Annotated in this window: 26 protein-coding genes and 1 pseudogene; 2 read left to right on the forward strand and 25 right to left on the reverse strand. The window is 42.4% G+C overall.

Annotated features, from left to right (window positions below):
- Nucleotide 1 precedes the first annotated feature (1 nt).
- The 4 genes and pseudogenes from IEE86_RS09185 to IEE86_RS09200 form a co-directional block, all read right to left on the reverse strand.
- Nucleotides 2-1,141, reverse strand: a pseudogene (locus IEE86_RS09185) (dihydrolipoamide acetyltransferase family protein).
- Nucleotides 1,142-1,158: 17 nt separating this feature from the next.
- The gene (locus tag IEE86_RS09190) at nucleotides 1,159-2,196 is read right to left on the reverse strand and encodes an alpha-ketoacid dehydrogenase subunit beta (RefSeq protein WP_191096944.1); all 1,038 of its coding nucleotides are present in this window, start codon (nucleotides 2,194-2,196) and stop codon (nucleotides 1,159-1,161) included.
- A gap of 20 nt (nucleotides 2,197-2,216) precedes the next feature.
- Nucleotides 2,217-3,194, reverse strand: coding sequence for a thiamine pyrophosphate-dependent dehydrogenase E1 component subunit alpha (locus IEE86_RS09195; RefSeq protein WP_191096945.1), 978 nt, complete (start codon nucleotides 3,192-3,194; stop codon nucleotides 2,217-2,219).
- Nucleotides 3,195-3,420: 226 nt separating this feature from the next.
- The gene (locus IEE86_RS09200; protein WP_191096946.1) at nucleotides 3,421-3,894 is read right to left on the reverse strand and encodes a SprT family protein; all 474 of its coding nucleotides are present in this window, start codon (nucleotides 3,892-3,894) and stop codon (nucleotides 3,421-3,423) included.
- A gap of 98 nt (nucleotides 3,895-3,992) precedes the next feature.
- Between IEE86_RS09200 and cmpA the strand changes: the two genes are divergently transcribed.
- The gene (cmpA, locus tag IEE86_RS09205; RefSeq protein WP_008346893.1) at nucleotides 3,993-4,127 is read left to right on the forward strand and encodes a cortex morphogenetic protein CmpA; all 135 of its coding nucleotides are present in this window, start codon (nucleotides 3,993-3,995) and stop codon (nucleotides 4,125-4,127) included.
- A 19-nt stretch (nucleotides 4,128-4,146) separates the two neighbouring features.
- Here cmpA and IEE86_RS09210 read toward each other — a convergent pair whose 3' ends face one another.
- The 14 genes from IEE86_RS09210 to acpS all read right to left on the reverse strand — a co-directional run bounded on the left by IEE86_RS09210 (nucleotide 4,147) and on the right by acpS (nucleotide 15,141).
- Nucleotides 4,147-6,306: a Tex family protein gene (locus IEE86_RS09210; RefSeq protein ID WP_191096947.1), complete on the reverse strand. Its 2,160-nt coding sequence runs from the start codon at nucleotides 6,304-6,306 to the stop codon at nucleotides 4,147-4,149.
- Nucleotides 6,307-6,382: 76 nt separating this feature from the next.
- A complete protein-coding gene (locus IEE86_RS09215; RefSeq protein ID WP_191096948.1) occupies nucleotides 6,383-6,982 on the reverse strand; it encodes a PP2C family serine/threonine-protein phosphatase in 600 nt (199 codons plus the stop codon).
- Nucleotides 6,982-7,770, reverse strand: coding sequence for an RNA polymerase sigma factor SigB (gene sigB, locus IEE86_RS09220; RefSeq protein ID WP_191096949.1), 789 nt, complete (start codon nucleotides 7,768-7,770; stop codon nucleotides 6,982-6,984). The genes IEE86_RS09215 and sigB overlap by 1 nt, the downstream gene beginning before the upstream one ends.
- Nucleotides 7,736-8,224, reverse strand: coding sequence for an anti-sigma B factor RsbW (gene rsbW, locus IEE86_RS09225; RefSeq protein WP_191096950.1), 489 nt, complete (start codon nucleotides 8,222-8,224; stop codon nucleotides 7,736-7,738). The genes sigB and rsbW overlap by 35 nt, the downstream gene beginning before the upstream one ends.
- Nucleotides 8,221-8,550, reverse strand: a complete 330-nt coding sequence (locus tag IEE86_RS09230) for an anti-sigma factor antagonist (protein WP_191096951.1) — start codon at nucleotides 8,548-8,550, stop codon at nucleotides 8,221-8,223. The genes rsbW and IEE86_RS09230 overlap by 4 nt, the downstream gene beginning before the upstream one ends.
- A 59-nt stretch (nucleotides 8,551-8,609) precedes the next feature.
- Nucleotides 8,610-9,617, reverse strand: coding sequence for a PP2C family protein-serine/threonine phosphatase (locus IEE86_RS09235; RefSeq protein WP_191096952.1), 1,008 nt, complete (start codon nucleotides 9,615-9,617; stop codon nucleotides 8,610-8,612).
- Between the two features lie 10 nt (nucleotides 9,618-9,627).
- Complete coding sequence (locus tag IEE86_RS09240) at nucleotides 9,628-10,029, reverse strand: anti-sigma regulatory factor (RefSeq protein WP_191096953.1); 402 nt, start codon at nucleotides 10,027-10,029, stop codon at nucleotides 9,628-9,630.
- A 2-nt stretch (nucleotides 10,030-10,031) separates the two neighbouring features.
- Nucleotides 10,032-10,400 (reverse strand): RsbT antagonist protein RsbS, encoded by a 369-nt coding sequence (rsbS, locus tag IEE86_RS09245; protein ID WP_003214235.1) that lies wholly within the window; start codon nucleotides 10,398-10,400, stop codon nucleotides 10,032-10,034.
- A 5-nt stretch (nucleotides 10,401-10,405) separates the two neighbouring features.
- Nucleotides 10,406-11,236 carry an RsbT co-antagonist protein RsbRA gene (locus tag IEE86_RS09250; protein ID WP_191096954.1) on the reverse strand — a complete coding sequence of 277 codons (831 nt, stop codon included), beginning with the start codon at nucleotides 11,234-11,236 and terminating at the stop codon, nucleotides 10,406-10,408.
- A 114-nt stretch (nucleotides 11,237-11,350) separates the two neighbouring features.
- The gene (gene ndoA, locus IEE86_RS09255) at nucleotides 11,351-11,701 is read right to left on the reverse strand and encodes a type II toxin-antitoxin system endoribonuclease NdoA (protein WP_003214169.1); all 351 of its coding nucleotides are present in this window, start codon (nucleotides 11,699-11,701) and stop codon (nucleotides 11,351-11,353) included.
- Between the two features lie 4 nt (nucleotides 11,702-11,705).
- Complete coding sequence (locus IEE86_RS09260; protein WP_003214273.1) at nucleotides 11,706-11,987, reverse strand: hypothetical protein; 282 nt, start codon at nucleotides 11,985-11,987, stop codon at nucleotides 11,706-11,708.
- Between the two features lie 290 nt (nucleotides 11,988-12,277).
- A complete protein-coding gene (gene alr, locus IEE86_RS09265; RefSeq protein WP_191096955.1) occupies nucleotides 12,278-13,459 on the reverse strand; it encodes an alanine racemase in 1,182 nt (393 codons plus the stop codon).
- A 139-nt stretch (nucleotides 13,460-13,598) separates the two neighbouring features.
- Nucleotides 13,599-14,615 carry an outer membrane lipoprotein-sorting protein gene (locus tag IEE86_RS09270; RefSeq protein ID WP_191096956.1) on the reverse strand — a complete coding sequence of 339 codons (1,017 nt, stop codon included), beginning with the start codon at nucleotides 14,613-14,615 and terminating at the stop codon, nucleotides 13,599-13,601.
- 160 nt (nucleotides 14,616-14,775) lie between these two features.
- Nucleotides 14,776-15,141 (reverse strand): holo-ACP synthase, encoded by a 366-nt coding sequence (acpS, locus tag IEE86_RS09275; RefSeq protein WP_191096957.1) that lies wholly within the window; start codon nucleotides 15,139-15,141, stop codon nucleotides 14,776-14,778.
- 94 nt (nucleotides 15,142-15,235) lie between these two features.
- On the opposite strand from acpS, the gene IEE86_RS09280 reads away from it, so the two are divergent.
- On the forward strand, nucleotides 15,236-15,841 hold the full coding sequence (locus IEE86_RS09280) for a rhomboid family intramembrane serine protease (RefSeq protein ID WP_191096958.1): 606 nt from the start codon (nucleotides 15,236-15,238) through the stop codon (nucleotides 15,839-15,841).
- A 57-nt stretch (nucleotides 15,842-15,898) separates the two neighbouring features.
- Here IEE86_RS09280 and IEE86_RS09285 read toward each other — a convergent pair whose 3' ends face one another.
- The 7 genes from IEE86_RS09285 to IEE86_RS09315 all read right to left on the reverse strand — a co-directional run bounded on the left by IEE86_RS09285 (nucleotide 15,899) and on the right by IEE86_RS09315 (nucleotide 23,351).
- Nucleotides 15,899-17,398 (reverse strand): PH domain-containing protein, encoded by a 1,500-nt coding sequence (locus tag IEE86_RS09285; RefSeq protein ID WP_191096959.1) that lies wholly within the window; start codon nucleotides 17,396-17,398, stop codon nucleotides 15,899-15,901.
- A complete protein-coding gene (locus IEE86_RS09290) occupies nucleotides 17,388-17,867 on the reverse strand; it encodes a PH domain-containing protein (protein WP_191096960.1) in 480 nt (159 codons plus the stop codon). Before IEE86_RS09290 ends, IEE86_RS09285 begins: the two co-directional genes overlap by 11 nt.
- 113 nt (nucleotides 17,868-17,980) lie before the next feature.
- A complete protein-coding gene (cshA, locus tag IEE86_RS09295; protein ID WP_191096961.1) occupies nucleotides 17,981-19,471 on the reverse strand; it encodes a degradosome RNA helicase CshA in 1,491 nt (496 codons plus the stop codon).
- Between the two features lie 165 nt (nucleotides 19,472-19,636).
- The gene (locus IEE86_RS09300; RefSeq protein ID WP_191096962.1) at nucleotides 19,637-19,975 is read right to left on the reverse strand and encodes an avidin-fold protein; all 339 of its coding nucleotides are present in this window, start codon (nucleotides 19,973-19,975) and stop codon (nucleotides 19,637-19,639) included.
- A 127-nt stretch (nucleotides 19,976-20,102) separates the two neighbouring features.
- Nucleotides 20,103-20,795 carry an alpha/beta hydrolase gene (locus IEE86_RS09305; RefSeq protein WP_191096963.1) on the reverse strand — a complete coding sequence of 231 codons (693 nt, stop codon included), beginning with the start codon at nucleotides 20,793-20,795 and terminating at the stop codon, nucleotides 20,103-20,105.
- Nucleotides 20,796-20,822: 27 nt separating this feature from the next.
- Entirely contained in the window at nucleotides 20,823-22,187 is a 1,365-nt protein-coding gene (locus IEE86_RS09310; protein ID WP_191096964.1) for a UDP-N-acetylmuramoyl-tripeptide--D-alanyl-D-alanine ligase, read from the reverse strand.
- Nucleotides 22,188-22,268: 81 nt separating this feature from the next.
- Nucleotides 22,269-23,351 carry a D-alanine--D-alanine ligase gene (locus tag IEE86_RS09315; RefSeq protein WP_191096965.1) on the reverse strand — a complete coding sequence of 361 codons (1,083 nt, stop codon included), beginning with the start codon at nucleotides 23,349-23,351 and terminating at the stop codon, nucleotides 22,269-22,271.
- Nucleotides 23,352-23,456 lie beyond the last annotated feature (105 nt).

The raw sequence follows: 23,456 nt of genomic DNA on the forward strand, positions 1-23,456 counted from the left end.
TCTATAAAAGAATGGATATTGGTTCTTCTAAATATGCTTTTACAGTTGATAAAAATGCGGATGCTGGTGCGCCGTCCAGCGCGCGGTGATCAAACGTCAAACTAAGCGGAAGGATACTACCTTTGCACAATTCATCATCTCGATAAACAGGGGTTTCATCCATTTTTCCGACGCCTAGGATACCGGCTTCCGGAGGGTTCAAAATCGGAGTGAAATGCTCTACACCATAGGCACCAAGGTTAGTGATCGTAAAGGTAGAGCCTTCGATTTCATCGTGAAGCAGTTTGCCTTCACGTGCTTTTTTGCCATACAATTTGATGGTTTTCGCTAGCTCAATGAACGATAGGCGCTCCGCATGCCGAATAACTGGAACAGCCAAACCGTTTTCTAAAGCAGCTGCTATCCCAAGATGAACATACTCAAAGGTTTCCAATCTTTCATTTTGATATTGACTGTTCATCACAGGATGGTCTAGTAATGAAAGGATCGCAGCTTTGGCTACAAAATCGGTCATGGTCAATTTTGTATCATGACGTGCTATGGCTGTTTCGTTCAACTGAGGTTGTAATTTTGTCAGTTTTGTCACGTCCGCTTTCATTGTAATTGTTAGTTGGGCACTTGTTTGCAGGCTTTCCATCATCCTTGAGGCAATTGTTTTTCGCATCATATTGACCGGTTGATGGTCTGGCTTATTGTTTTGTGTTTGTTTTTCTTTCTGCTCAGGAAGTGCCTGAAGCACATCCGCTTTTGTAATTCTACCGCCTGGTCCGGTTCCCACCAACGTGTCAATGTCCAGGTTTGCATTGTTAGCTATTTTACGAGCAACAGGGGAGATTTTCTTTCTCTCTTTCTTTGGTTTTGCCGGCAGGCCTCTTTCTTCTTTCTATTCATCCACCTGTTCATTCCCTTCACCGATATAGCAAATGACCGTGCCAGGAGGGACACCTTCTCCCTCAGACACTTTGATTTCCAATATGGTGCCTTCAGCAGGTGATTCGATTTCCATCTCAATTTTTTCAGAATTGATGCTTGCAATGCTTTCCCCTTTGTTTACGCTCTCTCCGACCTCTTTATTCCAGACAGATACTATCCCTTCTTTCATCGACATGCCCAGCTTCGGCATCACAACCTCGACAGCCATTTTTCTCTCTCCTTTCTTTAGTTCAATATCTTGGCTTGATTCTCACCAATCATTTCTAATACGGTGCTCACAACCTTATCAGGTGTTGGCAGATAGATATCTTCAAGAGGTGGTGAAAACGGAACGGGTGTATGAGGAGCCGTCACTTTTTTGATTGGAGCATCGAGTAAATCAAATCCTTTATCAGCAACCAAAGAAGCGATATCTGCCGCAATTCCGCATCTTGGATTTGCTTCATCCACAATGACAAGGCGGTTTGTTTTTTCTACCGAAGTCAGAATAGCCTCTTCATCAAGCGGCGACAGACTTCTTGGATCAATGACCTCTGCCTCAATTCCGCGTGCAGCTAACTGCTCTGCCGCTTCAAGTGCTGTATGAACTTGTTTACCTACTGCGAAGATGGTCACATCTGAGCCTTCTCTCTTCACATCTGCTTTGCCAATTGGCAGTGTGTAATATCTCTCTGGAACGTCTCCTGTGAGATTGTATAGCGTCTTATCTTCAAAAAAGATGACAGGATCCTGGTCCTCGATTGAGGCAAGCAGTAAACCTTTGGCGTCATATGGCGAGGACGGCACAACCACTTTCAATCCAGGAATGCTCGTAAATAGCGCATATAAACTTTGAGAATGCTGAGCGGCTGCTCTAAAACCTGCACCGTGTGTTGTTCTAATTGTGACGGGCACCTCTGCCTTTCCACCAAACATGTATCGAAATTTTGCCCCTTGATTCAGCACTTGGTCCAGACAGGTGCCTATAAAATCATTAAACATGAGTTCCGCAATTGGTCTTAGCCCTGTTGAAGCAGCTGCCATCGCAGCACCGACATAGCCAGCTTCACTAATTGGCGTGTCAAGGACTCGCTCACGTCCAAACTCCTGAACGATTCCTTTTGTGACACCGAGAACACCACCCCATGCTTCATCATCCTGCAAGTGATCCACCTGAGCGCCTCCTGCTACATCTTCCCCCATTAAAATGACATCCTCGTCTCTTCTCATCGCAAGTTTAATCGCTTCGTTCAATGCACTAGAAATGCTGATTTCTCTTGTCATTTTCCTTTCCCCTTTCTGATTTATTGATACGAAACATACACATCGGTCAATAATTCAGTATGATCTGGATATTTACTTTCTTCACTGAATCTAACGGCTTCATCTATCGCTTCCGCTACAGCCGCTTCAACACTTGAAATCTCCGCATTCGTAAGCAGCTGCTTATTTAATAATTCATTTTTAAAAAGATTGATGGCATCTTTCTCTTCTTGGTGTTCTGTTCTTTCCTGATCTATTTTGTAGCGCTGAGCATCTCCTTCAAAATGACCATAATTTCGATATGTCATGCATTCAATCAATGTCGGACCTTCTCCATTTTTTGCTCGTTCAATTGCCTGTTCTGCGGCTTGATAAACAGCCATCACATCTTTTCCGTCTACTTGAATCCCAGGAATGTTATAACACGCGGCTCGATCCACGATTGATTTACAGCTAGAAGCATAGGAAAACGGTGTCGCTTCCCCGTAGCCATTGTTTTCTGCGATGAAAATGACAGGCAATTTCCAAATGGCTGCAAGATTAATTCCTTCGTGAAATGTTCCTTGATTGTTTGCACCATCCCCAAAAAAGCAAACGCTTACATTTTTTGTCTTCTTATATTTGGCTGTTAGGGCTGCCCCGCACGCCAGCGGAAATCCGCCTCCAACAATTCCGTTGGCACCAAGCATTCCTTTATCAAAATCTGCGATGTGCATTGACCCTCCCTTTCCTTTACACAGACCTGTGGCTTTTCCGTAAATTTCTGCCATCATTCCTTTTAAATCACAGCCTTTAGCTATACAATGCCCGTGGCCACGATGTGTACTTGTAATGGTATCTTTTTCATTCAGGTGGGCACAGACTCCTACAGCGACAGCTTCTTCGCCAGCATAAAGGTGGACAAAGCCTGGCAAAATCCCTTTTGTAAAAAGCGTGTGTACTTGATCTTCAAATTGGCGGATTTCCTGCATTTTTTGATACATCCATACCGCTTTTTCTTTTGTGAGTGCCATTTCCATATGGTAAAACCCCCTATCTTTTTTGCTTGCACTTATATACAAGCAAAAAACGTGCCAACATCATGGCGCTTGAAAACTTAGGTTCTTGAGCAATTCACACTGATCAAAAAAGAGACAAAATGAGACTTGCGTCTCTATTTGTCTCAAAGTGTCTACTTCACCTCCTACTTATCCCGATGATCAGTTCCATTGGACACAAAAAAAGCATCCCATAAAGGAATGCTTATCACTCTGAACCAATTGTACGCTGCCATTTTAATTTCCCTTTGCAGACGCCGCACACATAACGAGAGGTATCAAATCGCCTTTTCCTGATAAAAAATTGACCGCATCCTGTGCAGACATATTCTTGCCGTTTCTGTACACGTCGTTTATTTTGTACGGTTTTTAGCGGTGTACAAAAGCGCGGAGCTCCTACCTGGTTCAATAACTCCTTAAACTCACGGTCACGATGCTGATACCCTTTCCCCTCAAGATGCAGGTGATAATGACACAGCTCATGCTTGATGATTCCGATCAGTTCATCTCTTCCATGCTCCTCTAAATATCGGCGGTTCAATTCAATATTATGTGTGCCAAGTAAATATCTCCCGCCAGTTGTTTTTAAGCGGTCATTAAAAACAGCCTTGTGGCGGAATGCCTTCCCAAAGAACTGCTCGGAAATGTGCTCAGTTAACTGCTGCAACTCTCTCTCGTTCAATCAAAATCGTTCCTTTCTATAAAAACCTTGAACGGGACAATTTCCCCTTTGCATACATTGAAGGTACATCCACTGTTTCGATCAAAGGAGGAAGGGCGATGCCCAACTGGCTGAAAAATCAGATGCAGAAGGCATTTTATGAAAAAAATCATTACCAAATCAAATTGCTGAATCAATGCTGGTACTTCTATAGAAAAAAACATTCAGTCACATCAAGGCACACCCCATCCTAAGGTGCGCCTCGTTTTTTGTTTACTCTGGTTTCAGCATGGAGAGGGCAACGCGGCCTTTTGCCTGATCAACAGAGTCTACCCACACGGTTACAATGTCACCGACTGACACAACGTCAAGCGGATGCTTGACAAAGCGGTTGCTTAGCTTTGAAATATGGACAAGTCCATCCTGCTTCACACCAATATCGACGAATGCGCCGAAGTCCACGACATTTCTCACCGTTCCTTGAAGCTCCATTCCTTGCTTCAAGTCCTCCAATTTCAATACATCTGTTTTTAGTAGCGGGGTTGGTACTTCATCCCGCGGATCACGCTCAGGTCTTGTCAGCTGATCGATGATATCCTGAAGTGTAATTGGACCAATTTCAAGCTGCTCCGCTGCTTCTTCCAGCTTCACTTCAGCGATTTTCTCTTTTAATTGCTCTGTTCCAAGGTCTTCTGGCGTCATCTTGATCATACGTAAGAATTGTTTTGTTTCTTTATAGCTTTCAGGGTGAATACCTGTACGGTCAAGCGGATCTTGTCCGTCTGCGATGCGCAGGAAACCGATACACTGCTCATAAGTCTTTGCCCCAAGTCTTGGAATATCCTTTAGCTCTTTTCTGCTTGTAAATCTCCCAATCTCTTCGCGTCGCTTGACGATATTTCCTGCGACGGCTTTTGAAAGGCCTGATACATATTGCAGAAGTGCCTGTGAGGCTGTATTGACGTTCACACCGACTTGGTTGACGACCGTCTCCACCACGAAGGTTAACGAGCTGTTTAATTGCTTTTGACTCACATCGTGCTGATATTGGCCCACACCGACAGATTTCGGATCAATTTTGACGAGTTCTGCTAAAGGGTCCTGTAATCTTCTTGCGATTGAAATGGCGCTTCTTTCTTCCACTTGCAGGTCTGGAAACTCTTCTCTCGCTAAAGCAGACGCAGAGTAAACACTTGCCCCTGCTTCATTCACGATTAAATAGGAAACCGGCTGATCCAGCTCTTGAATCAGGTCTGCGATAAATTGCTCTGTCTCCCTTGAGGCTGTTCCGTTTCCAATCGCAATGACTTCAATGTTTGATGATTGAATGATCTCTTTTACTTTTTGTTTGGCTTCCGCTTTTTTCTGTACGGGTGGATGCGGGTAAATAACGCCAATATGATGGACTTTGCCCGTATCATCAACGACTGCTAGTTTACAGCCTGTACGAAATGCGGGGTCCACTCCAAGTACACGCTTCCCTTTCATCGGCGGCTGAAGCAGTAGTTTTCTTAAGTTTTCAGCAAAAATGTGAATCGCTTGTTCCTCTGCTTTTTCTGTCAGCTCTTTTCGTATTTCACGTTCAATCGAAGGCTGAATGAGGCGTTTGTAAGCATCGTCAATTGCCGCTTCAATATACGGTCTCGCCGTCGTTTGCTTGCCCTTTATGACTTGTTTGTCGAGATAGAAACGGATATTTTCAGCAGGTGGTTCGATCGCTGCTTTCAAGATGCCTTCTTTCTCTCCTCTGTTGACCGCAAGTACACGGTGGGGCACAATCTTTTTGATCGGCTCTTGATAATCGTAATACATTTCATAAACGTTTTTCTCATCGCTTTCGGTGTCTTTTCCTGATGTGACAAGACTGCCCTTTTGGTACGTTTCACTACGAATCCATTTCCGCATATCAGGATCATCTGCCACCTGTTCAGCAATAATATGCTGAGCACCCTCAAGTGCTTCTTCTACACTGGTCACTTCTTTTTCTTCGTTAATAAAAGCAGAAGCCTTCTTTTCGATCTCATCGCTTGGTAGCGTGAGTAAATATTCCGCCAGCGGCTCCAGCCCTTTTGCTTTGGCTACATTCGCCTTTGTTTTTCGTTTTTGTTTGAATGGCCGGTATAAATCTTCGACCTCTTGCAGTTTATGCGCTTGTTCAATTTTCTGTTTTAATTCATCCGTCAGTTTGTCTTGTTCAGCAATTAAGCGAATGACTTCTTCTTTTCGATGCATGACATTTTGAATATATGTATAGCGCTCTGATATGGTTTGAATTTGCACCTCGTCCAGTGAGCCAGTCTGCTCTTTCCGGTAACGAGCAATAAACGGGACGGTGTTGCCATCCTCTAATAGCTGGATCACACTTTCAATTTGTTTCGTTGAAAGCTTTAATTCTGTTGCAATTTGTTTCAATAAAACGTCAGATGTCTTCATACTTTGCATCCTCTCACTGTGTCTTCTCTTTTAGTGTATCAAAAAAACCGGCAAAACAGAAAAAAGGTCAGCTATTTCACGTAAGCTGACCAAGTACATAGGTGAGATCGTCCTTCTTGTCTTGTGTGTATGTTTCAAGTTGTTTTGCGATATCTGCAACTGAATGGCTATGCTTTAAACACATTCGCATGTTTGGCACATTCAGTCCGTCTGAATACATAATGAATGTCGATCCTTTTTCGTAGGAATAGGTGTATGTTTTATATTTTCTAGGTTTCCCTGATAAGTATCCTGATATCGGAAGTGGATAAATATAGTCGCCAGAAGGTGCATTCAAGATAAATCGGATATTGCCAACCGAACAATAGGTAAATTGCTGCTGGGAAAAATTCACCTTTAATAGGCCAACCGTGGCCCCACGTTTATTTTTCATGGCCTGATTGCATCTGTCTATGAGGGTCGTCACATCCTCATGTCCATATTCTTCGACAATTTCACTAACTAAAGAAGATGATTCATTGGCGAACTGGCCGCTGCCTAATCCGTCTGCTACAGCACAAATTAGTTCTTCATCATCTGCTTTAATAAAAAAACTGTCCCCGCAGCATGATTTCCCTTCTTTATTCGATTGATAGATAATGGCGTTCACATGTTCGTGCTGTTCGATCTGCTTCATTACCCTAGCTCCATAGACGCATCTTCTGATAATGCATCTCGCAACTTTTTCACTGCCTTCCGCTGCAGTCTCGATACATGCATTTGGGATATGCCGAGTAAATCGCCTGTTTCTTTCTGACTCTTATTTTGCAAATAAGTAAGATTGATAATCTCTTTTTCTCTATCCGTCAGAACATGAAGCACACTCTCAAGCATCATTTTTTGGTTCACTCGTTCGTAGCCTTCTTCTTGTGAGCCGACGACGTCTAAAATGGTGACGGTGCTTCCTTCAGAATCAGCCTCTACACCTTGGTCGACAGACAACGCTTGATAGCTTTTGCCCATCTCCATTGTTTCAAGTACTTCTTCTTCTGTCACATCTAGATATTCTGCAATCTCTTGGACTTTAGGTGACTTTTGCGTCTCCGTTGTCAGATGATCAACTGCCATCTTGATTCTTGGACCAAGCTCCTTAATCCGCCTTGGTACATGGACACTCCATGTTTTATCACGTAAAAAGCGTTTGATTTCCCCGATAATCGTTGGAATTGCAAAGGCTTCAAATGATTTACCGACAAGCGGGTCATAACGCTTTATTGCACCGAGTAAACCAATCATTCCAACTTGTCTTAAATCCTCATGAAAGCTTTTCCCTTTGGAATATTTTTTCGCCAGCATATCGACCAGGTTTGTATAGCATTCAACAAGTGTGAGCTGCGCCTGCTCGTCTTGATTGGTTTGATAGCTTTGGATGAGGCGATCCACTTCATCTTTAGTTAGTTTCATAGTTTTGGATGGTCGTGTCATGGTCAACTCGCTCCCTGTTTAAAAACTTTGTCATCGCCACGGTAACTCCGGAGTTTGCTTGCACCTCGACTTCATCCATCAATGTTTGCATCAAATATAAACCAAGACCTCCTTCTGCCAATTGATCCACCGTATGAGCAGATGTATAAGGCCCTAGTCCTTCCTGCTTTTGCTTAAAGTCAAAGCTACCGCCTTTGTCAGCGACAATGATTTCTAGGCGATCCTCATAGACAAGAAAGCGAACAGCTACCTCTCCATCTCCACCATCTTCACCTTTGTAGGCATGCTGAACTGCATTTGTACAGGCCTCACTGACCGCAATTTTCAAGTCCTCAATCTCTTCGTAAACATAGCCCATTCTGCTTGCAACGCCTGAAAGCGTCAGACGAATGATGCCTACGTATTCTGGTTTCGCCGGTATTTTCATCTCGATTTGATCTACTGATTCGTTCATTGTACCCCACCCTCTGACTTTGCAGAAATGTCAATGATGTCCTTTAATCCAGTGATTTCAAACAACCTTACAAGCCGATCTGACAAGTTCTCAAGTTTTAATGTTCCACCTGCTTTTTGAGCCGCTTTAAACAGCCCAACAAATACACCTAAACCTGTGCTATCCATATAAGAAACATCCTTTAGACAGATTTCTAGATGCTCTCCTTGCTCTGCTTTAGGCATGAGCTTTTCTCTTAGCTGAGGAGCGGAGTACACATCGATTTCTCCGCTGACACTCACTTTCGTTTTTTGATCTATTTGATGCTCTTTTACAGACATATTCATTATGCATTCACCTCGAAATTCTTATTTCCTTGAATTTTATATACCCGCGTATTCACTTTCTAAACCTTTCTCTTAAGCACAAGTAGTGTAAAGTCATCGTGCAGCTGAAAATCTTGCAGCTTGAGTAAGCTGGCATAGATGGCATCGACCATGTCCTGAGCTGAGTAAGATAGGTGCTCTCTTATAAGTGCTTTGATATCCTCACGCTCTAAGAAACCGTCCTCTGATTTGGATTCTGTTACGCCATCAGAGAATAAGATCACCATATCTCCTACGTCCAAGTACTTCTCGTACTGCCTGTAGTCAAAGTCTGGTGCGATTCCAAGGACAAGTCCTTTGGCGTCTAAATCGTAAAATTGATTGTCTTTTTTGCAATAGAAAAAGCCCGGCTCATGACCAGCCGATGCATATTTAAATTCATGCGTTTCTGTATTATAGCTGCCATAGAACATGGTGATAAACATACTTGGGTCTACGTTTTGCTCGACAACACGATTAAGGGTTTTCAGCACCTTTGTGGGGCCGCTTCCTGACTCCGGTAAGGAATCCATCGCATACTTAATCATTGACATACAGAGCGCAGCTGGGATGCCTTTCCCAATGACATCTGCGATCGCGATATTGATTGTATCGTGATCGGTGACAAAGTGATAATAATCTCCACTCATCTGTTTTGCCGGCACACTAATGGCACCAATATCAAAGGTATCACCCTCTGGAATCTTCGTTTCCAGAAGGGTTTGCTGAACATTTGCAGCAATTTCAATCTCTGATTTAATTTCTTGCTGGATGCCTCTAAGTGTTAAATGTTCCTGGTAGGCAAGTCCGTACCCAATCATGACTTCAATTAAGAAGTCTAGTGAATGAAAGACATCTTCCGGCAAATCAGGGTAAAGCTCCTGAATCACTTTTCGGTGAACACTCACTATTTCTTCAGGAGGTATTTGATGCTCAATGGTTTTTCGGCTAAACTTTTGAGCTTGATAAAGCGATGTTTCAGTTAAATCACTGATATAACGGCTGAGCAGCTGATGATACCGCTGCTCCATTACCTCCTTAAAATCCATGGTTTACCTCCTAGCGAAGCCACTTGACAGCTTGTATCTCCGTTCCTTCTTCTGGTGTAGAATCTAATTCAAAATCATCCATCAGTCTTCTCACTCCCGGAAGACCTGCTCCGAGTCCGCCTGATGTAGAAAATCCGTCTTCCATCACTTTACGTATATCCATGATGCCAGGCCCTTCATCGGCTGCGATGACTTTGAGCCCACGCTTTCCGCGCTCTATCACTTCTTCTATACAAATCTGACCTTTACCAGCGTATAAATAGATGTTTCGAGCTAATTCTGAAATGGCCGTCGTAATTCTTGCTTGGTCAACAGTTCCAAAGCCTAATTCTTTAGCAACATTTCGTCCAAGTTGTCTTGCCGCGACTATGTCCCATTCCGTCAATATTTTCACACAGGATTGGTCTTTCATATCTATTCCCCCAATTCCCGCTTCAGTGTCTCAAGCCCTTGTTCAAGATCTAGTGCTGTCTGAATTTCTTCAAGCGATATTCCAAGTTCAATGAGCGTCACAGCGACTGCCGGTTGGATTCCTGTTAATACAACCTTTGCTCCCATGAGCTTGGACATGGTGATAACATCACCTAATACCTTTGCGATAAATGAATCAATCATATCGACGGATGTGAGGTCAATGACAACACCGTTTGCTCCTGTCTCATGAATTTTATTCAGCAAGTCTTCTTGAAAGTGTAGAGCTGTTTGGTCATCAAGCTCCCACTGGATCGAAATGAGAAGACAATTATATAGCTTTAAGATTGGAATCTTCGGGTGATTTCTCACTGGGTTTATCCCTCCAATGAAACAATTTTTCGATTTGTCATTTCCAAAGCAGTTTGAATTCCTTTTTGAAGGGTATTCTTTGTTGTAACCTGAGATAAATCAATGCCAAGGTTCACAATGGTTTGGGCAATTTCTGGGCGAATACCGACAAGCAAGCACTTCGCGCCTACTAATCTCACAGCCTCTGACGCTTGAATAATATGGTGCGCAACCATTGTATCAACGACAGGTACACCCGTGATGTCAATCAAGACCACCTGTGAACGATGCTTCACGACACCATTGAGCAGATTCTCCATAATTTTTTTCGCACGATCTGTATCAATTGTTCCGACAAGCGGCATGACGGTGATTTGCTCAAATACTGGAATCAGCGGGGCAGAAAGCTCCTGCAGCGCAATTTTTTGAAGGCTGACGGTTTTTTCCCATGAGATCGAATACTGATTTAATATTTCGTTATGAATCGGTGTGATGAATCGATCGATTTGCCAGATGAGGTCATGGCTTTCCTCTGTTGTATCTTTGTCATCATTCATTTTTTCATATAAATGTGTACGGATTTCCGTTAGGCCGTTTGCCAGTAACTTAAGTGATATACCCATTTGAACAATTTTTAAAGCAAAATTTTGCACTTGTTCTTCAAAATCCTCATGATCTCCCTCTGAAAGAGATGTAATGATTAGTTGAACATATTCTGAACAGATGGTTTCATACATTTTGTCGTTCAGCATCATGTCCGTTTCTTTTTCTCCGAGTCGTTTTAAAATGTCCGTCCACTCTTTTTCTAATTCCTTTTGATGCTTTCTTGCGAATGCTAACACGATATGATTCGACATGTTTTACCCCCTAGTACATAAACAGCACTTCTTTAGTCTTTCTTCATTATAACGTTAATAAAAATTGAACACAAAAAAAAGTTGCTCACAAGAGAGCAACCAAATCTCACCATATTAAAAATCAATAAGAGCCAAACTAACTTGTAAGGCTTCGTCAACCTTCTCCATCATCTCATCATCAAGATGTGTGATTTTATCTGTCAATCTTTGTTTATCGATTGTACGAATCTGTTCCAAGAGAATGACAGAATCTCGTTCAAAGCCGTAGCGCTTTGCATTAATTTCGACGTGAGTCGGTAATTTCGCTTTTTGTATTTGGGCTGTTATGGCTGCAACGATAGCAGTCGGGCTGAAGCGATTTCCAATGTCATTTTGAATCACCAATACCGGGCGAACTCCGCCCTGCTCGGAGCCAACAACAGGAGATAAATCAGCAAAGTAAACATCACCGCGTTTAACAATCAAATGTTTAACCCCCGCTGACTAATCGCTCAACTGTATTCTCAGCCTCAAATTCTGCGTATTGTGCCTCTGAAGAGATATTCAGATTAATTTTCGCCATCTCCATGTAGCCGCGTCTCATCGATTCACGATTTTGTCGAATATTACGTTCACGAATATACGTTTTTGTCGCTCGGTAGATCAATTCATTTCTTGTTACCTTATCCTGCTCTGCTACTCGTTCGATCTCAGACATTAAAGCCTCCGGCAGTCGAATCTTCATTTCGTTTGTTGCGCTGGATTCAGACAAAAAACATACACCTCCACAAAACTTACGGATACCGTATCGATCCATTCCAAGACTAATCATACCATTATTCAATGCACAAGCAAAGCTGTTTCATGATTTATTTTTAGATCATGATGCGTTCGGCTACCCGTAAATCAAGATGATAATGGAGTTCCTCTTTCCCATTATACGCTTTTTTCCGAAAATCATACGGTATTTCCAAAATCTCTAAAAAAGGGAGAATGTTTATTCCTTCATTGTAGAATAAAAGAGAACGATGTCGGTTTGTACATCGTTCCCGTAAAATGTGCTTATAAAAAGCTTGGCCCACCTTGAAGCAGCGGATTACGCACATGAACCCTTTTGCCGTCCTCTTTATATACTCTTGGGACCCGGTGGCCAATCGAGCAAGTGACTTCATAGTTAATGGTTTCAAGCCTTTTAGCGATTTCATCAACTGATACCTTTTCTTCACCTTGTGAACCAATCAAAACGACTGGTTCGCCTGCTGAAATATGCTCTTTCAATTCGACCATAAATTGATCCATACATACCCTTCCAGCAATCTTGCGGCGCTTTCCGCCAACGAGCACTTCCGTTCCCGCCAGCTTCCTGATCCACCCGTCTGCATAGCCGACTGGAACCGTGCCGATCCATGTATCTTGATTGGCTGTATAGGTCGCTCCGTAGCTGACACTCTCACCCTTTTGTATGAGCTTTACATGTGCAAGCTTTGTATGAAGAGACATGGCTTCTTCCAGCTTGAAAGGCAATTCATCTTTGATTTCCTCTGACGGTGACAGCCCGTACATACTGATACCGAAACGAACCATATTAAACAAAACGTCTTTAAACCTTAGACCTGCTGCACTGTTGGCGCAATGAACGAGCAGTTTGTCCGCACGGAGTGGCTGAAGCAGTGTTTGAAAGGTGCTGACCTGCATATCAAAGTAGTCCTCATCCTTTTCATCAGCTGTCGCAAAGTGAGTAAATACCCCTTCCAGCTGTAAATAAGAATGATCGCGGGCAAGCTCTTTCACTTCGCTTACTTGCTCTAATGTTTTCACACCTAAACGATTCATTCCGCTGTCAATTTTCAAATGAAAACGAATGGGTTGTCCCGTCAATCCTTTCACTGCTTTGACTACATCTTTCAGCCACTCGATGGAGTACGCGGTCATGATGACGTTGTATCTAACGGCGACTTTGACATACTCTGGCGGTACTGCGCCGAGTACAAGAATCGGTGCTTTGATGCCTTGATTTCTTAAAGAAATAGCCTCATCTAAAAAGGCTACAGCTAACAAGTCTGCTCCAGCTTTGAGGGCTGCCCTTGCCACTTCAATATCTCCATGTCCATATGCATTGGCTTTCACAACAGCCATTAATTGAACGTTTTGACCAATATGATCTTTCATATGTGAAACATTATGCTTGATTGCTGTTAAATCAATTTCTGCCCATGTGTCTCTATAAAAGGCATTTGTGTCCATCAGTCACACTTCCCTATTGAATGATTCAATACCTTCATTATGATACTAAAGATCAAGAATAATGTGAAACAAATCAAAAAAATCAGCCCTTACGCAGGGCTGATGTATCATTTTCAAGGCTCTCGCCTGAGATATTCATTTATTTGGCTGATTGGCCTTCTACGCTTTTTGCAACCATTAAGAGCTCTTCCTTCGATAAATCACTTGAAGAAATTAAGTAGTCGACTCCGTCAGATGTCCACGAGAGAGATTGATCCGTTAAGACACCGACAGTCATGCCAAGGTCAACCGGCTCACCGTTCATTGTCACAGGTGTCGATGCTTCTGCCACTCTCGCTTTTTCCTGAATGAGTGTGAAAGATTTCTTCCCGCCATACGTGATCACATAACGTTTCCCCGCATCTGTTGTCATTTCTTTCTCTTCCATCTTCTTCACACCCTCTGGCATATCAACTGGCGTTTTCACTGCGAAGCTGTCAGATGGGTCTGCACTTGTGGTGACATCCATTTGGGAGAGTGTCATGTTTTTCTTCTCATCAAATGCATCTTTGTCAAAGGTTTTATTGAATTCAAAGTGAGAGAATTCTACTTTCACCATTGGCTTTTTGTCGCTATCCAGCACTTTCACACTGGCAGGTGCCATTGTTTTTTTATGAAAGGTAATCTCTTGGGTAGGCAGCATTTGGTTGTGCTGATAATTGGTTTTGGTTTCGAACACATACTTTGAATCCTTCGCTTTGAACTGAGCTGCACTGTCATTTTTAATGTCTTTCACAAGTGACTCAAATAAATAGACCTGACTGCTATTATTCGGCCAATCACTGTGAAAACGGAAGCTCTTGTTCAATGAAGGCGTCAGCACAAACACACCATTGCCATTTCTTAAAATGACTTGACTCTGATCCTTTTTCGGATTTTCTAAATAAACACGGTAAAGCTCCGGCTTCTTGTACCAAATTTCTACTTGATACTCCTGCGGATCATTTCCTGTCTCAATGGTCATTTTTGCTTTGGCTTTGTATGATGTCATTTCCTCTGCCTTTTTGTTTAAATCCCCAACGATATCCTGCTGAGATTTTTGACCGCATGCGGAGAGAATCAGTACAAAAAGGATCCCCGTTACAAGCAAAACAAAGCTTTTTCTCACCCTTTTCAACCCCTTCGTTAATTGTGTTAAAAGGAAGAAACCGCTTGTTTGACTTTAACAGTACGCCTCAAGAGTTAACTGCGTACCGCGAACCATCAAAGCCTGTTAGCAACTCGCCCTTCCTTATCGCACTACCCAATATATGAAGGGGGGACAAACAATATGCAGACTAGCTTGACAACCTTTCGATTAAAACTTGTGCAGCAGCATATTCTTTCGTGTGGGTAATGGACACATGCACCTGGTCTCCCTTCGCTTTGTTGCTTTTGATGAAAGGTTTTCCATTATCATCTTTTTGTATCTCGATGTCCTGAAAGCTTAAATGCTGACCGATTCCCGTGCCATATGCTTTAGCAAAAGCTTCCTTTGCCGCGAAGCGCCCTGCCAAAAATTCCAGCTGCCTATTTTCACTTAGTGCGTAAAAGACGGTCTGTTCACTTAAAGTCAACATTCGTTCTGGTAAACGGGGCTGTCTACTGAGCACCTTTGACAGCCGGTCGATTTCTACAATATCAATACCAATTCCTTTGATCATGAGGTACCTCCTATGATACTCGTACTAATTTGGATGTTCGCTTCATAAACGTGTTACTATAAACTTACCATTATCTAGTTAAAAGGGGTTTGTTATGTTTATTCGAACGGAGAGCTTTCAACAATTTATTAGATCGTATCCTATCGTAACAGCGATCCTTGCATTACAAATAGGTCTGTGGCTTATATTTGCAATTCCTATCCCTATTATACAGCTTGGACAGGACCATCTCGTCGGTTTCAATTATGGTGTAGCAGCAGGGGAATGGTGGCGGCTCGTCACACCTATTTTTCTTCACGGGAGTCTGACGCACATTTTATTTAATTCTATGTCACTCTTTTTATTTGCTCCAGCGCTTGAGTTTATGCTTGGGAAGATACGGTTTCTCATCATTTATCTTGGTGCAGGGTTCATTGGCAATCTCGGAACCTATTGGGTAGAGCCTTTAGAGTATGTACATGTCGGCGCTTCTGGAGCCCTCTTTGGTTTGTTTGGTGTTTATCTATATCTTGTCCTGTTTAAACCGCACATGATGGACCGCGGCAATTCTCAGGTGATCTTAACGATTCTTGCAGTCTCTGTGATCATGACGTTCGTCAACTCAAACATCAATATCATGGCTCACTTATTTGGATTGATAGGCGGTATGCTCCTAGCACCGATCACCCTCATCTTCCATTCCAAAAAAAGACGCTATTAATCTCATAAAAAATGTCGATCCTTCCTTTTGACAAGGAGGTGATCGACATTTTTTCGTTTAAGACGATTTGTTTTTTTCATAGGAATACCAATCAAATACACGTGCAGCCTCTTCCTCTTCTAGATGATGCACACCAAAGGAATCAAGGAGGGCAGAGGATTTCACAAAGGTGTGGATACTCGCCACGCGGCCTTTCTTTTGGAAATAAGATTGGGTCATCGTATAGTTTTGCATTCGTTTTCTCAAGACAATTCCAGTGGTTTTGCTGATGCCTCTTGTCGTCAGCTGAATCAAAGGATCTTTGATCGTATAACCTGATTGTTTATAGGCTAAGTACCCAAATAGCAAAGCAATCGGCAACGGAATGAGTGCCAAATAACCCCATGGCGGAAAACGGACAGATAGGATCACCCCTACGAGTAATGGAACAAATCCGTAAGAGATCAGGTATCGTTTGAGTGAACGCTTTGGCACCTTTTTCAGTTCAGCTTCCGGTGTCAAATGATAATGATCTGTAAATTGTGACAGCAATTCATTGATTTTTTTCTTTCGAATCAGTGGAAATAAGACGGAAGAGGTTTCTTTGTCTGTAATAGAACCTCCTGCACTAACGAGCATCACCGTCGCAAATCCAAAAGGCTCACGGAGAATGTTTTCTTTGATTTTCACTGCTTGAATTCTCGCAAGCGGAATGGTCATTTGATGTCTCTCAATGAGTCCTCTTGTGATGATGATGTCATTCCCTCTTCGTTTTGCAGCAAAATTCGCATATTGGAGCGCTGTCACTCCAACACTAAGCATCCAAGCAATCAATACAGCAATAAAAATGAGGATCGCATAGATTTCAACACTCGCATGACTTAAGAAGGAAAACTGCTTGACGAACCCATCTAAAGGAAGTATTTCATCTATTTGTGTGTAAATGGCTAGACAACCCGATATAATCACACCAATGCCGCTTGAAGTCGTCGCCGTTAAAAGCAGCTCTGGTACCCCCATACGATAGGAGACACTGATTTCTTCCTTTACAGGCTTTTGTGCAGGGAGATGATCATGCGTCGCATCACCGGTTTCATCCGCCATTTCTTCTTGCTGCAAGCTTTCCTTCCGGTTGAAAATCGACTGTTTCAATTGTTCTGCTTCTGCTTTTGTAATCGCCGTCAGGCTCACCTCTGGACCATCCGTCCCGCCTGCCGTTTCAATTTGAACTCGCACCAAACCGAAAATCCGCTGGAAGATGCCTTCACTTGTATTGACTGTTTGAATTCGTTCTAACGAGATATATTTTTTCTTTTTCGTGATGACACCCGATTCCACACGAAATTCATCGTCTTCCATCCGGTAGGTGAATCGTCTCCATGCTAATATGGTTAAAACAGCATTCCATAAAAGAAGCACACCGAGAATGATGAACGCATAAAAGCGAATACTTGAATTCGAGTTCACAAAAATAAGCACAAAAAAAGGGATAATGAAGTTTTTGATCATGGATACGGCATCTGATATAAAATCAATGAACATCGAGATTGGATGTACACGTTTTGGTTCAGACATCATCTTCTGTCACCCTTGCTAAACGAGATATGTAATCACGAAGCTCATCTGCCTCTTCTAATTCTAACGCTGGAATATCATGAACCGTAGCAGCAGTCGAAATTTGAACAGATGCCAAGCGGTAGCGCCTTAAAAGTGGTCCTTGGGATGTATCGACATGCTGGACACGCACCATCGGCACAATCACGCGTGTAACGCGAATCAGCCCATGCTGTATTTCAATTTCATTTTCGAATACTTCGTAGCGCCAGATGTGATGTCGAATTTTTGGTATGAGCCAAATGCCAAAAATGACCTGTAAGATCCATAAACCGGCGAGGATGGCTCCAATCCAATATGGCCATTTAAAATAATAGCTAGCAATCACTACACCCATGATGATGAGTAAGAAAATCAATGAGATAATTCCATTTTGAAGACGCCATACTTTTAATCCATTTAAACTAATTTGACGTTGCGGCTGTTTTCTCACATTCTTCCCCCATTCTCTTACTTTTCTATCAATATATTACGAAACAGGGCCTAAAAAGTTTCAATAAGCCTGTTAAAAAAAAGCGAACCCTGCAAAGGATTCGCTCTTGTATGTTAGTTGTTATAAGATTTCTTTTGACGACGATCGCTAGAAGAACGATTGCGGTCATTTGATGAACGCTTTTTATCACCGTAAGATGAACGGCTTTTCCCGCGATAGCCGCCTCCGCCCGCGCCTTCTCTACGTTTAGAAGAGCTGCGGTTGTTACGATTGCGTTTTGAAATCATTGGTGCTTCATCTGTCAAACGAACAGGCGTTGCATCTGGCTCTTTTGTCATCATTTTGATGGCAGCCGCAACCACTGTGACAGAATCATGATCTTCTAGCAATTCAGCAGCAGCTGTCATGTAGAAGTTTAAGTTGTTTTCACTGATGATCGTGCGTAGACGGTCAACTGTTACTTGCTGTTGTCCTTCAATAGCCTCATCTAGAGTTGGCTCTTTCATACGATCCATTTTACGTTTTGTCGTTTGCTCAATCGCACGAAGCATATCTTTTTCACGTGGTGTGATAAATGTAATCGCCATACCTGTACGCCCAGCACGGCCAGTACGTCCAATACGGTGAACATAGCTTTCTGGATCTTGCGGCACGTCGAAGTTATACACGTGTGTCACGCCAGAGATATCAAGTCCACGTGCTGCAACGTCTGTTGCCACAAGCACATCGATTGAACCTTCTTTGAATTTGCGAAGCGCAACCATACGTTTCGCTTGAGTGAGGTCACCATGAATTCCTTCAGCTGTATAACCTCTAAGGTTAAGCGCTTCTGTCAATTCGTCAACACGGCGTTTCGTACGACCGAAGACAATTGAAAGCTCAGGTGATTGAATGTCAAGAAGACGTGTCAAAGTATCAAACTTCTTACGTTCGTGAATATCCAAATAGAACTGTTGAATATTAGATACTGTCATTTCTTTTGCTTTTACTTTTACATGCTCTGGGTTTGTCATGAAACGTTCTGCAATACGCTTAATTGGTGCAGGCATTGTCGCAGAGAATAAAAGTGTTTGGTGTTCACTTGGTACATTTGAAAGGATCGATTCAATGTCTTCAATGAAACCCATGTTTAGCATTTCGTCTGCTTCATCAAGCACAACTGTTTCAACATTTTGAAGACGCATTGTACGACGGTTAATGTGATCGAGTAAACGTCCTGGAGTCCCTACGATGATATGAGGATTCTTTTTGAGCGAACGGATTTGGCGGCCGATATCTTGTCCACCGTAAATCGGAAGAACGCGCGCACGCTTGTCTTGGCCAATTTTGTATAGCTCTTCAGATACTTGAATGGCTAATTCTCTTGTTGGCGCAATAATAATCGCTTGGATATTAGGAGACGCTGGGTCGATTTTTTCAACCAGAGGAATACCAAATGCTGCTGTTTTTCCTGTTCCTGTTTGTGCTTGTCCGATGACATCTTTATTCTGAAGACCGAGAGGAATCGTTTCTGCTTGAATCGGTGTTGCTTCTTCAAATCCCATGCGGTTAATAGCTTTCATGAGACTTTCGCTTAATTGAAAATCTTGAAACGTTATAGTCAAATTATTCAAACTCCTTCTAATTGCTGTTTCAGTAATCTCGTGAATGATCATTAAAAACTGCCCTTTCCTGAAAGGACAGGTCCATTATATACAAAGCCCGAATTACCCTACATTATATCTTACCATTACACTATTTGTTTTTCAACAAGACAGAAATGGATATATCTACTGCTCCACAATGACAGATTCACCTTCACTTTGATCTCCGTCCATCCATTTCCACTTTTCAAACAGTTGAATTTTTCCGTTATCCAGCTGCTTCGGTGTGGAATCACAGGACCCGCTTCTCATGCTACCGTCCTTGCTCACATGGTGGTATCTAAAATGAAGTGTTCCATCCTCTTTCACTGTTCCTACAAGTACGCCAGATACAATACTGCCGCCTTGATATGTGCCCGTTAAAATATTCCCGTCCTGACGATATTGAAATATGGTTCCTGCCGATACTTCCCCATTACTCGAATTAGACTGCGGGATAAAGGTTTTTCCGTCATATTGAAACAAACGAATCAACCACCTTTTCTTTCCTATTATAACATAGGCTTGTCACTGATTCGACAAAAATGTTGTAGATTTTAACAAGTGGGATTCATTTTATATTAGTTTAGCCACATTTTCGCTTTTCTATATATTAAATTGTTTTTTTTAGAAATTGTTCGACTTTCTCAAACAATTGCTGTGCACATGGCTCATGACAAACATGATGTTTACAGTCGGGTAAATAAAACATTTCTTTCTGGCGAGACGGAATTTTATGATAAATAAATTCTGCGCTAGAAGCGGGAACAATCCCATCACTTTCCCCTTGAACAATTAAGACGGGCAGATGAAGCTTCTCAAGGGAGCTCTTCGTTTGCTTTACCAGCTTCATAAATTCTAAAGCAGCTGATAGCGGCGTGCTCGTTAGCTTATGACGATACCGATCATATAAAGGATTGGAATCAATCAATCCAGACAAAGATTCCTTCACCATCTGCCTTGTGTCTTGAATCATCTGTTTTGGGTTCACATATTTTGCTGCAGCACTTAAAAGAACAAGGCGAGCAACCGGATACTTCGCAGCTAAGTATGAGGCAATCATGCCGCCCATTGAAAAGCCGACCAAATAAATGGTGTCACATGTTCGGTAGAGGGATAGGAGTTCTAGTTCAGCTGTCGCGATCCATTCTTGATAAAGAATGCCTTTTAACTGAAGCTCTTCCCCATGCCCTGGAAGCGTGATAGACTGCACATTCCAATCTGTCGTCTGCTTTAAGTGCTGCGCCAGCGGTTCTACCTCATAAGGGGCCCCAGTAAAACCGTGTATACATAGACAGCCAATCATTCTGTCACCTTCTTTGCCGCTCACTTTTTATAGTGCAGTAATGACCTCTTCTAATCTCATGCCGCGTGAGGCTTTGACAAGAACAACATCGTCAGGCCCTGCCACTTCAGCTAATTTTTTCTTCAGTTCCTCTTTGTCCATATATGAGAATACGCGCGCGTCTCCAAATGCTTTCTTCGCTCCTTCAGCAATGAATGCACCTAGACGTCCATACGTCATGACATGGTCGATAAACTCAGGCTTAATGTATTCGCCTAGTTCATAATGATACGTTTCTTCTTCGCTGCCCATCTCAAGCATATCACCAAGCACTAGAATGCGATTAGCGAAGCCGTCCATATCTCCCACAAGATCGATCGCTGCTTTCATTGAAGTAGGACTTGCATTATACGCATCGTTTATGACCGTAATTCCTTTATCTGTTGTAAACAGCTCAAGACGCATCCCCGTCAATTTCGTTTGCATCAATCCTTGGGCGATTTGTCTTTCATTCAGCCCAAAATGCTGACCAATAGCAATAGCAGCAAGCGCATTCTTCACATTATGTTTCCCTAATACAGGAATAAGAAACGCCTGAGCGTATCCTTCGACTTGAAATTCAGTTCCTTCTGCAAGCTGATTGATGTGATTCACTCTGATATCACAGTCCTCTGCTTCTCCAAAGGTTTTCATGTTGTGAGTCAGTGCATTCGCTCTTTCACGAAGTAAGGGCTCATCTCCTAAATAAAAAAAGACACCATCCTCTTTTAACCCTTTTGTAATCTCACATTTTGCATCGGCAATGGCTTCTCTTGAGCCTAAATCTTGCATATGAGATTCTCCGACATTGGTAATAACTGCTGCATCAGGCTCAGCGAGATTTGATAAAAACTCGATCTCTCCTTTTGCACTCATGCCCATCTCCAAAACAGCGATCTCCGTTCCTTCTGGCATCGCAAGAATGGTAAGCGGAAGACCGATATGATTATTAAAATTGCCATTTGTTTTATGGACTTGATACGCCGTTTGTAAGACAGAATGAATCATGTCTTTCGTTGTTGTTTTCCCATTACTTCCTGTAATACCGACAACACGAGGATTTTCTTCTTTCAAGTATGCTTTCGCCAGCTGTTGGAGTGCACCCAGTGTATCCTCTACGAAAATGACTGGAACGTCTTCTGGTGGATTGCCTTCTTTTTGATTCCAAAGAACAGCCGCAGCTCCAAGCTCCACGGCTTTTGAAGCAAATGTGTGACCATTAAAATGTTCTCCAATAAGCGGGATAAACAATGCGCCTTTTGATACGTTTCGTGTATCTGTTGTCACTCCGTGAATTTGCTCTTCGCCAAAAGCTTGATTAGATAGTGTTCCACCAGCCATTTGGGCGATTTGTTTCACTGTACGTTTGATCATGATTTTTCGCCTCTCTTTCTCATTTCACGTTTGAAGGAAAAGAGACACTACCTGTAGGATAGTGTCTACTTGTTGCTCACATTAAAAAGTTGTTTTAATGGTTTGTTTTTCTTGATGACGTTCTATTGCAAGTGACACTAGCTTTTCAATCAACTCAGGATACTCTACACCAGTATGTTTCCAAAGCAGCGGGAACATACTGAATGGTGTGAATCCAGGCATTGTATTCACTTCATTGATCAGCACTTTGCCATCCTCGGTTAGGAAGAAGTCTGCACGTACGAGACCAGATCCATCAATGGCTTTAAATGCTTTAATCGCCATATCGTGAATCGTCTTGTATTCATCCTCTGAAACACTCGCAGGAATGATCAAGTCTGTATCGCCATCTTCATATTTTGCTTTGTAGTCATAAAAATCTGTTTTAGGTGCAATTTCACCAACGACAGAGCATTTTGGCTCGTCATTTCCCAATACACCAATTTCGATTTCTCTTCCAATGACCCCTTCTTCGACGACAACACGACGATCATATTGGAAAGCCAAATCAAATGCTGCTTGAAGCTCTTCTTTGCTACGGCATTTACTAATTCCAACACTTGACCCCATGTTGGCAGGTTTCACAAAGCAAGGATATCCTAGTACTTGCTCCACCTGTTCTAAGCTTCCTGATGTGGTTTTCTCATAGTCTTTTTTATTGAAGGAAAGGTGTTTTGCTTGTGCAAGTCCTGCTTGAGCAAAAACATCTTTCATCATGACTTTATCCATACCCGCAGCAGAAGCGAGAACGCCGTTACCGACATACGGGATATTTAACAGTTCAAGTAAACCTTGCATCGTTCCATCTTCACCATTTGGTCCGTGCAACAATGGAAAGACGACATCAATCTTTTCATCAGCTGATGCAGGTTGCGGAAACATGCTCTCATTTAAAGAAGTTGGTAAAAACGTCTTTGCATTTTGTTCAAATTGAAGCATTTTGACGTTTGACACTGGTTCAGTGAGTTTTTCTCCTCTTAGCCATTCGCCCTCTTCTGTAATATAAATTGGATGTATATCGAACTTCTCAGTGTTAAGTGCCTTTGTAACTGCAAGGGCTGTTTGCAGTGATACATTATGTTCGGCTGACTTTCCGCCGTAAACCAATCCTAAACTTATTTTCAATGGATACTCCCCCCACTAAAATTCATCTTTACTATCTTATCACTTTCAAGCGAAAATGCTCTAATTTATTTTTCTTGTTACGGAAATGAAATGATTTGTAAAAGG

The sequence above is a fragment of the Bacillus crepusculi genome, assembly GCF_014764715.1.
Lineage (GTDB): Bacteria > Bacillota > Bacilli > Bacillales > Bacillaceae > Bacillus.

Excerpts from the sequence above, each read along its gene's own strand:
- IEE86_RS09235 (WP_191096952.1), bottom strand. The coding sequence starts at position 9,617 with ATGGATTTTAAGGAGGTAATGGAGCAGCGGTATCATCAGCTGCTCAGC.
- IEE86_RS09310 (WP_191096964.1), bottom strand. The coding sequence starts at position 22,187 with ATGATCAAACGTACAGTGAAACAAATCGCCCAAATGGCTGGTGGAACA.
- IEE86_RS09215 (WP_191096948.1), bottom strand. The coding sequence starts at position 6,982 with ATGAAGCAGATCGAACAGCACGAACATGTGAACGCCATTATCTATCAA.
- alr (WP_191096955.1), bottom strand. The coding sequence starts at position 13,459 with ATGGACACAAATGCCTTTTATAGAGACACATGGGCAGAAATTGATTTA.
- IEE86_RS09240 (WP_191096953.1), bottom strand. The coding sequence starts at position 10,029 with ATGAAAGACCAATCCTGTGTGAAAATATTGACGGAATGGGACATAGTC.
- cmpA (WP_008346893.1), top strand. The coding sequence starts at position 3,993 with ATGCCCAACTGGCTGAAAAATCAGATGCAGAAGGCATTTTATGAAAAA.
- IEE86_RS09210 (WP_191096947.1), bottom strand. The coding sequence starts at position 6,306 with ATGAAGACATCTGACGTTTTATTGAAACAAATTGCAACAGAATTAAAG.
- rsbW (WP_191096950.1), bottom strand. The coding sequence starts at position 8,224 with ATGAACGAATCAGTAGATCAAATCGAGATGAAAATACCGGCGAAACCA.
- IEE86_RS09305 (WP_191096963.1), bottom strand. The coding sequence starts at position 20,795 with ATGATTGGCTGTCTATGTATACACGGTTTTACTGGGGCCCCTTATGAG.
- IEE86_RS09285 (WP_191096959.1), bottom strand. The coding sequence starts at position 17,398 with ATGATGTCTGAACCAAAACGTGTACATCCAATCTCGATGTTCATTGAT.
- IEE86_RS09280 (WP_191096958.1), top strand. The coding sequence starts at position 15,236 with ATGTTTATTCGAACGGAGAGCTTTCAACAATTTATTAGATCGTATCCT.
- IEE86_RS09230 (WP_191096951.1), bottom strand. The coding sequence starts at position 8,550 with ATGAATATGTCTGTAAAAGAGCATCAAATAGATCAAAAAACGAAAGTG.
- IEE86_RS09250 (WP_191096954.1), bottom strand. The coding sequence starts at position 11,236 with ATGTCGAATCATATCGTGTTAGCATTCGCAAGAAAGCATCAAAAGGAA.
- IEE86_RS09190 (WP_191096944.1), bottom strand. The coding sequence starts at position 2,196 with ATGACAAGAGAAATCAGCATTTCTAGTGCATTGAACGAAGCGATTAAA.
- sigB (WP_191096949.1), bottom strand. The coding sequence starts at position 7,770 with ATGACACGACCATCCAAAACTATGAAACTAACTAAAGATGAAGTGGAT.
- acpS (WP_191096957.1), bottom strand. The coding sequence starts at position 15,141 with ATGATCAAAGGAATTGGTATTGATATTGTAGAAATCGACCGGCTGTCA.
- IEE86_RS09195 (WP_191096945.1), bottom strand. The coding sequence starts at position 3,194 with ATGGAAATGGCACTCACAAAAGAAAAAGCGGTATGGATGTATCAAAAA.